The organism is Stenotrophomonas sp. STEN021 (assembly GCF_056760175.1).
The window spans coordinates 1-9,337 of record NZ_JBRREH010000129.1; the positions used below are offsets into that span (position 1 = coordinate 1).

General features: G+C 66.0%; 5 protein-coding genes and 1 pseudogene. 5 read left to right on the forward strand and 1 reads right to left on the reverse strand.

Annotated features, from left to right (window positions below; all coding sequences use genetic code 11):
- Nucleotides 1-116: 116 nt before the first annotated feature.
- From ACVOL0_RS19550 to ACVOL0_RS19560, 3 genes and pseudogenes are all read left to right on the forward strand, one after another.
- Nucleotides 117-908 (forward strand): annotated as a pseudogene (locus ACVOL0_RS19550) (alpha/beta fold hydrolase); the annotation flags it as partial.
- A gap of 11 nt (nt 909-919) precedes the next feature.
- The gene (locus ACVOL0_RS19555) at nt 920-1,390 is read left to right on the forward strand and encodes a MaoC family dehydratase (protein WP_481550497.1); all 471 of its coding nucleotides are present in this window, start codon (nt 920-922) and stop codon (nt 1,388-1,390) included.
- A 70-nt stretch (nt 1,391-1,460) separates the two neighbouring features.
- Nucleotides 1,461-4,802, forward strand: coding sequence for a hybrid sensor histidine kinase/response regulator (locus ACVOL0_RS19560; RefSeq protein WP_481550498.1), 3,342 nt, complete (start codon nt 1,461-1,463; stop codon nt 4,800-4,802).
- A 43-nt stretch (nt 4,803-4,845) separates the two neighbouring features.
- Here ACVOL0_RS19560 and ACVOL0_RS19565 read toward each other — a convergent pair whose 3' ends face one another.
- The gene (locus ACVOL0_RS19565) at nt 4,846-5,520 is read right to left on the reverse strand and encodes a response regulator transcription factor (RefSeq protein WP_296251694.1); all 675 of its coding nucleotides are present in this window, start codon (nt 5,518-5,520) and stop codon (nt 4,846-4,848) included.
- An 89-nt stretch (nt 5,521-5,609) separates the two neighbouring features.
- Between ACVOL0_RS19565 and ACVOL0_RS19570 the strand changes: the two genes are divergently transcribed.
- Nucleotides 5,610-7,451 (forward strand): 3-hydroxybutyrate oligomer hydrolase family protein, encoded by a 1,842-nt coding sequence (locus ACVOL0_RS19570; RefSeq protein WP_481550499.1) that lies wholly within the window; start codon nt 5,610-5,612, stop codon nt 7,449-7,451.
- Between the two features lie 24 nt (nt 7,452-7,475).
- Complete coding sequence (locus ACVOL0_RS19575; protein WP_481550500.1) at nt 7,476-9,137, forward strand: fatty acid--CoA ligase; 1,662 nt, start codon at nt 7,476-7,478, stop codon at nt 9,135-9,137.
- Nucleotides 9,138-9,337 lie beyond the last annotated feature (200 nt).

Consider the following 9,337-nt stretch of genomic DNA (forward strand, 5'->3'; position numbering starts at 1 on the left):
GGCCCATCCTTTTTCACGCACCCCGGGCCTCCCCCCTTTTTTCCTCTACGTTGAATTGGACTCCAACGTTGCCCGGGCGCGGGCGGGGGGGGGGCCTGGCCCGGGCGGGGGGCCACCCGCCCCGGGGCACGGTGGTCTGCATTCCCGGCCTGACCCGCAATGCAGCCGACTTCGATGCACTTGCGCAAACGCTGACCGCGGTCGGCTGGCGCGTGCTCGCGGTCGACCTGCGCGGCCGTGCGGGTTCGGCACGTGCGCCCGACCCAACCAGTTACAACCCGCGCACCTACGCCGACGACATGGTGGCGTTGCTGCGTTCGCAGAACATCGCCAAGGCCGTGTTCATCGGCACCTCGCTGGGCGTGCTGGTCACCATCACCCTGGCCTCGCGCGCACCGGAGCTGATCGCGGCAGCGGTGCTCAACGATGCCGGCCCCAAGGTGCCACGCGAAGCCTTGGCACGGATCGGCAAGTACGCCGGCAAACCTTTGCCGCCGATGGATCTGGAGCAGGCAACCGCCTACGCCGAATCCATCGGCAAGGCCGCCTTCCCGCGCTTCACTACCGACGACTGGCGGGCTATGGCGTCACGTAGTTTCCGTCAGCGCGATGACGGCCTGCTGGAACTGGACTATGACCCGGCCATCATCCGCACCACCCGGCCGTGGGTGCTGTGGCTGCTGCGGCCGGTGCTGTGGCGCGCGGTGCGCGGCCTGACGTCGCGGGTGCCTGTGCTGGTCGTGCGTGGTGCGCTGTCCGATATCCTGCCTGCCGATGTTGCCCGGCAGATGGCGGCTACGTCGCCGAACGCCAGCCTGGTCGTCGTGCCGGATGTTGGTCACGCACCGACCTTGTCCGAGCCCGAGGCGCGTGATGCGATCCTGGCCCTGCTTGGACGCCTGCCGTGAGCACTGATGAGATGACACCGAAGCTACCGGAAGCCCTGCAGGCACTGCAGCAATGGGCCGCAAGCGAACGCCTTGGCAAGTCCACCCACATCGCGCAGGCGCGCATCGACGCCTTCGCCGAGGCCACCGGTGACCACAACTGGATCCACGTTGATCCGGTCCGTGCGCAGGCCGGTTTGCCGGGTGGAACGACCATCGCGCATGGTTTCCTGCTGCTCTCGCTCACCGTCGAGGAGGACGTGGCGGCGCTGGTCGGCTTTCCCGGCATCGCCCATGTGCTGAACTACGGTTTGAACAAGGTGCGCTTTCTGGCGCCGGTACCCAGCGGCGCCGATATCCGGGTGCGCTCACGCCTGCTCTCACTGGAACCGCGCCAGCCCGGCCAATGGTTGTTGACGCAGCACAAGAGCGTGGAACTGCAGCCCGGCGGCGAGGTGGCCTTGGCCGCCGAGCAGCTGTCACTGATCGTGATCGCGCCCTGACGCATACCCGCACGGCAAGCAGCCGGCCGGCATCCAGCACGCCGGCCACGGTTCTCTCTACACTGGAGCGATGTTGACGCCCTCCATCGTCCTGTTCGCCTGCATCGCGTGGACCGTGCTGCTGTTCGGCGTCGCCCTGTGGGGTGAGCGTCAGGGTCACCGCCTCGGCAGGATCTGGCCAGCCATCTATGCGCTGTCGCTGGCCGTGCACTGCACTGCTTGGACGTATTACGGGGCCGCCTCGCAGGGCGTGCAATGGGGCTTCCCGATCCCGCCCACCTTGATCGGCATGGCACTGATCTTCGCTTTTGGCCTGCCGTTCCTCGCGCGCCTGGGCAGGCTGGCCAAGCAGCACAACAGCGCCACCATCGCCGACCTGGTGGTTGCACGGCTGCGCACCGACCAGGGATTGGGTGTGACCATTACCCTGGTTGCGCTGTTCGGCATCATTCCCTATATCGCGCTGCAGCTCAAGGCGGTGAGCCAGGGGCTCAGTGCACTGCTCGGTGACCAGTTCGCCGCCAACGGCTGGCAGCTGGACATGTCGTTCTGGTTCGCGCTGACGATGGCCGCGTTCACCATGCTGTTCGGCGCGCGCAAGGCCTCGGCCACCGAACACAATCGCGGCATCGTGGTCGCGCTGGGACTGGAGTCGCTGCTGAAGTTGGCGGCACTGCTGGCGATCGGCCTGTATGCAGCAATCTCGGTGCATCGCGCAGGCACACCGCTGCTGGAAAAGATGGCGCACCTGCCGCCACCGGCGGTGATTCCCGACTTCCTGACCATGGTCGCGCTGGGCGCGATGGCGGCGTTCACCCTGCCCCATCAGTTCCATGTCGGTGTGGTCGAGCTGCGCCAATCTTCCGATCTGAAGACCGCACGCTGGCTGTTCCCGCTCTATCTGTTGTTGATCGGTCTACCCTCGGTGCCGATGGCCTTGTCCGGTGCCGCGCAACTGCCGGCGTCGGTATCGCCGGACCTCTACGTACTGGCCTTGCCACAGGAACGCGGCCACCACCTGCTGGCGCTGCTCGCCTACCTGGGCAGTCTGAGCGCGGCCACCGGCATGATGATCCTGTCCGGGCTGACCTTGTCGATCATGCTCGGCAACCACGGCTTTGGCTCGCACCTGCTGGGCGGCATGAACAGCGGCGGCAACGATGCCGGTGCCGACCTGCGCCCGCGCGTGCTGGCATTCCGCCGCGCCGGCATCCTCGCCGTGTTCCTGATGTCGTGGCTGTACAGCCGCGCCATGAGCGGCACCGAGGCGCTCAGCGATTTCGGCCTGATGTCGTTCACCGCACTGTCGCAGCTGGCGCCGGCGGTGCTGCTTGCGGTGTATCGGCCGCGCACGCCCTCGCCTGCAATCATGGCCGGCATCGTGCTGGGTTCGCTGGTCTGGCTGTGGCTGGTGTTGCTGCCGATGGTGATCCCGGCACCCGATCCAGCAGCCGGCGGCGAAGGATTGCACTGGCTGGCGCTGTTCTCGCTGCGCATGCAGCCCGGCCACATCGCCATCAGCATGGGCGCCAGCCTGGCGGTCAACCTGGTCACCGTTGCGCTGGTGTCACGCGCGATCCGGCCATCACTGCCACTGCAGAAAGACGCCGTGGCCACAGCGTCGATGCGCAAGACCGCCGGGCGCTTCCTCGGGCCGGAGCGAGCACGGCAATTGCTGGACGGGCATGCCGGGCAGATGCTGGATGACGAGCGGGTCACTGCCATCGAGCGCGAGCTGACCGCCGTGGTCGGCGCGGGCATGGCGCGGCTGTTGGTCGAGGCTGCGCGTGACGGCGGCGCCGCGCCGCTGGATGCGGTCACCCGCGCCGTCGGTGAAGCAACCCAGGCACTACGTTTCAACCAACGCCTGCTGGAAGCCGCGTTGGAAAACATGAGCCAGGGCATCAGCGTGGTCGATGCCCAGCTGCAGCTGGTGGCCTGGAACAGCCGCTATGCCGCGCTGTTCAAGTTCCCACCCGAGTTACTGCAGGTCGGGCAGCCGATCGCCAATCTCACGGCCTGGGCCTTGGGCGAACTGAAGATCGGCGAGGCACCGGGCGACAACGTCAGCAAGGCACTGACCAGGCGCATGGCGCATATGCGTCGAGGCACACCGCATCTGTCCGAACGCATCTTCCCGGACAACACCATCGTCGAGATCCGCGGCAACCCGATGCCAGGTGGCGGCTATGTCGCCACCTTCACCGATGTCACCGCGTTCCGTATGGCAGAAGACGCACTCAAGCGCAGCAACGAGACCCTGGAGCTGCGCGTGCAGGACCGCACCGCGCGGCTGGAACAGGCCGTGCATGAAGCCGAACGTGCGAACGTCGCCAAGACCCGTTTCCTGACCGCGGTCGGCCATGACCTGATCCAACCCCTGCACGCCGCACAGCTGCTCACCGATGCGATGTCACAGCACATCGAATCCGAATTCCTCGACAGCTTCCTGCGCCAGATCCGTGGTGCATTGGACTCCACCGACGATCTGCTGTCTGGCTTGCTGGATATATCGCGATTGGAAGCCGGCGGGCTGGTCGCCGATCCACGGCCGTTCGCCTTGTCGACCGTACTTGATCCCCTGGCACAGGAATTCGCCGTGCTGGCAGCCGCGCGCGGCCTGCAGTTCCGCTACGTGCGCAGCCGCGTCTGGGTGCACAGCGATCCGCTGCTGCTGCGCCGCGTGCTGCAGAATTTCCTCGCCAACGCCATCCGCTACACCCGTAGCGGCGGCGTGCTGCTCGGCGTGCGTCGCAATGGCAACACCCTGACCATCAGCGTGCATGACAGCGGCCCAGGCATCACCCCGGAACAGCAGAGCGTCGTGTTCGAGGAATTCCATCGCGGTGACCGCAGCAATGGCCAGGGACTGGGTCTCGGGCTGGCGATTGCCCACCGTATCGCCGGCCTGCTGCATGCACCGCTCGGCCTGCACAGCATGGTCAATCGCGGTTCGGCGTTCTCCATCACGGTGGCACGCGCAAGCCCGCCGCCGGCCACACGCAATGACGCACCCTCGGGCGGCACCAGCACCATCAAGGGCACCCGCGTGCTGGTGGTCGACAACGATGCAGACGCGCTGCAGGCGATGCGGCAGCTGCTGCTGTCATGGGGTTGCGAGGTAAGCGCGTACAGCGACGCCAGCGGGATCGGCGCATCCGCACAGGAGGCGGACCTGTGGTTGTTCGACTATCACTTGGACCACGGCGACACCGGTGTGCAGCTGTGGAAGCGTTTGGACGGTGCACGCAGGCAACGGCCGACCGTGATACTCAGCGCCGATACCGGCAGCGATACGCGCGAAGCGGTGCGCGAGGTTGGGCTGTCACTGTTGAACAAGCCGTTCAAGCCACTGGCGCTGCGCTGGGCGATCAACCATCTGCTGGCTACGCGCAACACCGCCACAACGTGACCCGAAGCAGAAACCGCTGATCGACCAGCAACCACGTCGTGGATCAGGCGTCCTGCGTCTCTTCAATCTGCCGCGACGGATCGTTCAGACCCATCTCGTGCAGCACGCGGATCGCCTGCGCGCGGTTGCGTACACCGAGCCGGCCCATGATGCGGGTCATATGTGCCTTGATCGTGCGCAGCTGCACGCCAAGGCGATCGGCGATCTGTTTGTTGAGCAGCCCTTCGGCGACCAGGCTCAGCACCTTGTACTGGTGCGCGGACAAGCTGGCCAAACGCGCGGCCAGATCGGCGTCCTTGCTGAAAGGTGCAACCCGCGCCACGGTTTCGCGCAGCATCGCCGGTATCCAGCGCTCCCCATCAAGCACGGTCTGCAAGGCCTGCTGCAGATCCACCAGCCCCGAACTCTTGGGCAGGTAGCCGGCAGCGCCAAGGTCGATGGCACGGCGGATCACATGCGGCTCTTCATTGGCCGAGACGATGATGATCGCCAGCCCGGGTTGGAGGGCGCGGATCGTCGCCAGACCGGCAAGACCATGGTTGCCCGGCATGTGCAGGTCCAGCAGCATCAGGTCGATCTGCTGGCTCTCGATCGCTTCCAGCACGCTGTCCAGCGAATCGGCCTCGCTGATTTGCAGATCATCAACCGCCTCTTCGGCCGCGCGATGCAAGGCAGCACGGAACAAGGGGTGATCATCGGCGATAAGCAGGGTCGGCATGTCCTGGCGAGGTTAGCAAATTAAGCTTGGGCCGGGCACGGGTACCTAGGTACGCTGGCATGTAAACATTGGCTTGCTAGTGTGGGGCAATGAACATCCCCCGCCCCGTTACCCTGCTTTGCGCTGCGCTGCCGCTGTTGGGCTGCGTTTCCGTCGCCCATGCCGCCAAGCCCACCGCGGGTACTGCAGCTCCAACGTTCGAGCAATGGCGCGAAACCGAGCACCGCGGCAGCGATGATCTGCTGACGGCTGGCCTGGGCCTCGATGGCCTGCGCGCCACTACCGCACCAGCATTTGCCAGCGCGGCCCAGCCGACCGCCGCGGAAGCCCGCCGTCGTGCGATCTGGAGCAGCTGGCGCGGCATCGCTGATCTGACTCCGGGTGGTGGCTTTGGCGACGTCTACGGCAACCTGCAGGCGGCACCCGGCCGGGAGTTCTCGGCCTATGCGCGCCTCCCCGGCGCACGCCAGCCGCATCGCGTGCTGGTGCAGATTCCGGACAACTTCGACCCGGCACGTCGCTGCCTGGTAACCGCAGCCTCCTCCGGCTCACGCGGCATCTACGGCGCGATCTCGGTCGCTGGCAGCTGGGGGCTGGCCCATGGCTGCGCCGTCGCCTATACCGACAAAGGCACCGGCAGCGACTACTACGACCTGGACGCCAGAAGCGGCTTCCAGGCCGACGGTACGCCTGCGACGCAGGGTGCACTTGCCTTCGCTCCGACCGATACCAAAGCGGCGCATGGCATCGCCTTCAAACACGCCCATTCCGGTGACAATCCGGAAGCAGACTGGGGCAGGCATCTGCTGCAGGCACTGCAGTTCGGCCTGCAGGCACTGGATCGCGCCTATCCGCAATCAGCACCGTTCACCCCGGCCAATACGCGCACGCTGGGCGCAGGTGTTTCCAATGGCGGTGGCGCAGTACTGCGTGCGGCGGAGATCGAGGGCGACTGGTTCGATGCGATGGTCGCAGGCGAGCCAAATGTCTCGGTGGCAGGCGCACCACCGCTCTACGACTTCGTCACCCAATCCGCACTGTTGATGCCCTGCGCGCTGCTTGCGCTGGATGACCTGCCGCAGCCGCCGGTGCAGGCACAGGCAGCGCCGGCCGGGGCACAGCGCTGCACCCTCTTGAAGTCCGCAGGACTGGTGCATGGCGACGACACCGCCGCACAGGCACAGTCGGCACGCCAGCAACTCACCGACGCAGGGCTCAGCGATGGCGCGCTGCGCGCCGGAGCGTTCTCGACCGGCTTCGACCTGTGGCGCGCAATCGCGGTGACCTATGTATCGGCTTATGGCCGCTACGGCGCGGGCGAACATCCTTGCGCTTACAGCTACTCTGCTGTTGGTGCTGACGGCAAGCCCGTTCCTGCAGCTGCCGAGCTGCGGGCAAGCTGGTGGAGCGAAGGCAGCGGCATTCCGCCCGGCAGTGGCGTGGTGCTGGTGGACGGCAATGCCGCCCAGTCAACGGAGGACCCGCTGCGCGGGCTGAACTGCCTGCGTGCACTCGGCCTGGGTGACAGCGTCGATGCCAAGCGCGTACGCGCCGGCATCGCCGACGCTGCCGCCAAGGCGCCGCGTCGCGGTCTGCCGGTCGTGGTCATCCACGGCGCCGACGACGGGCTGGTACCGATCAGCATGACCAGTGACCGCTACGTACCGCTCGCTCGCAAGGCTGGCGCGCAGATCGCCTATTGGCGGGTAAGCAACGGCCAGCATTTCGATTCGCTGCTGGCCTTCCCGGACTACCGCAAGCGCTATGTGCCCTTGCTGCCTTACATGTTCGCGGCAATGGACCAGGTATGGGATCACCTCGAAGATCCCACGCACGCCCTTCCACAGGATGCGCTGATCCAGCCAATGCCACGTGCGGAAGCGCCATTGCAGCGCGCACAGCTGTCCATTCCCGCCACCTCTGGTCGCTGACGCACTGCCAATCAGGATATTCAGATGTCATTCGCTACAAGCTCAGACCAAGCCGAATCCAGCGCCTACGCCTATCCGCTACTGATCAAGCAGCTGCTGCATACACCGCTGGCGGTGAATCCCGATCAGGAAATCGTCTACGGCGACAGGGTCCGCTTCGACTACCGCACGCTGCAGGCGCGTATCGGCCAACTGGCCGGACTGCTGACGTCACTGGGCGTGAAGCCCGGCGACACCGTGGCAGTGATGGACTGGGACAGCAACCGCTATCTGGAAAGCTACTTCGCGGTGCCGATGATCGGCGCGGTGCTGATGACGGTGAACATCCGCCTGGCCCCGGAGCAGATCGCCTATACCCTGAACCACAGCGGCGCGCGGGTGATCCTGGCCAACCGCGAGTTCTTGCCGGTGCTGGAGAGCATTGAAGAGCAGCTGCCGGACCTGCGCACGCGGGTGCTGCTGGACGATGAAGCAGGCCCGCTGCCCGCCGGCTTCGCCACCGAGTACGAAGCAGGCCTGCGCGGCGCCGAGCCAGTCCGCAACTTCCCGGACTTCGACGAGAACACCCGCGCCACCATGTTCTATACGACCGGCACCACCGGTCTACCCAAGGGCGTGTTCTTCAGCCATCGCCAGCTTGTCCTGCACTCATTGGCGGCGATGGCCGCGTTGGGCAGTGCGCCCAAGCAGGGCCGGCTGCATCGCGACGATGTCTACATGCCGATCACGCCGATGTTCCATGTGCACGCCTGGGGCATGCCGTACGTGGCCACGCTGCTGGGCATCAAGCAGGTGTATCCGGGCCGCTACCTGCCGGGCAAGCTGCTGGACCTGATCGCGCGCGAGAAAGTGACGTTCTCGCATTGCGTACCGACCATCCTGCATATGCTGCTGGGCCACCCCACTGCGGCAGATACCGATCTGCACGGCTGGAAAGTCATCATCGGCGGTGCCGCACTGCCGCGTGCCTTGGCGCAGCAGGCCTTGGCGCGCGGCATCGACATCTTCGGCGGCTACGGCATGTCCGAAACCTGCCCGCTGCTCACCCTCGCCCAGATCGATGTGGATGCCCTGGCTGGCAATGATGAAGAACTGTCGCTGCGTACCAAGGCCGGCATACCGGTACCGATGGTCGAGCTGCGCATCGTCGATGAAGACATGAACGAAGTCGCCCACGACGGCATCGCCACCGGCGAAGTGGTGGTGCGCGCGCCGTGGCTTACCCAAGGTTACCTGCACAATCCAGAGGCCTCGGAAACCTTGTGGGCCGGCGGCTACCTGCATACCGGCGACATCGGCAACATCGACAGCGGCGGCTATCTGCGCGTTACCGACCGCATCAAGGACGTGATCAAGACCGGCGGCGAATGGATTTCCTCACTCGCGCTGGAAGACATCATCGCCATGCACCCGGCGGTCAACGAGGTCGCGGTGATCGGCATTGCCGATGCCAAATGGGGCGAGCGGCCACTGCCCCTGGTGGTCAGGCACGCGGGCCGCGAGGTCAGCGAAGCCGAGATCATCGAGCTGGTCGCCGCACGCAGCCGCGCAGGCGACATTTCCCGCTACGCCATCCCGGACCGCGTCAGTTTCGTCGACGCGATAGAACGCACCAGCGTCGGCAAGATCAACAAGAAGAAGCTGCGCAGCCTGCATGACCTGCCGATGGGCCCCGCCCGCGGCTGATGCGCAAGCTGGCAATTGCCTGCTTTTGTAGGCGCGGCGTCACCCGCGAAGCTCGTGATCCTTCCGATTGCAGGCATGTCGACAACTTCATTACTGCCGGCTTGGCGGGGGGCCGCGCGCCGCACAAAAAAACCCCCTGCACCGGGTGTGGGTCGGGGGCCCGGTGGCGAGAGGGGGTCCAACGCACACCGTGGGCCCCC

Excerpts from the sequence above, each read along its gene's own strand:
- ACVOL0_RS19575 (WP_481550500.1), top strand. The coding sequence starts at position 7,476 with ATGTCATTCGCTACAAGCTCAGACCAAGCCGAATCCAGCGCCTACGCC.
- ACVOL0_RS19565 (WP_296251694.1), bottom strand. The coding sequence starts at position 5,520 with ATGCCGACCCTGCTTATCGCCGATGATCACCCCTTGTTCCGTGCTGCC.
- ACVOL0_RS19555 (WP_481550497.1), top strand. The coding sequence starts at position 920 with ATGACACCGAAGCTACCGGAAGCCCTGCAGGCACTGCAGCAATGGGCC.
- ACVOL0_RS19560 (WP_481550498.1), top strand. The coding sequence starts at position 1,461 with ATGTTGACGCCCTCCATCGTCCTGTTCGCCTGCATCGCGTGGACCGTG.
- ACVOL0_RS19570 (WP_481550499.1), top strand. The coding sequence starts at position 5,610 with ATGAACATCCCCCGCCCCGTTACCCTGCTTTGCGCTGCGCTGCCGCTG.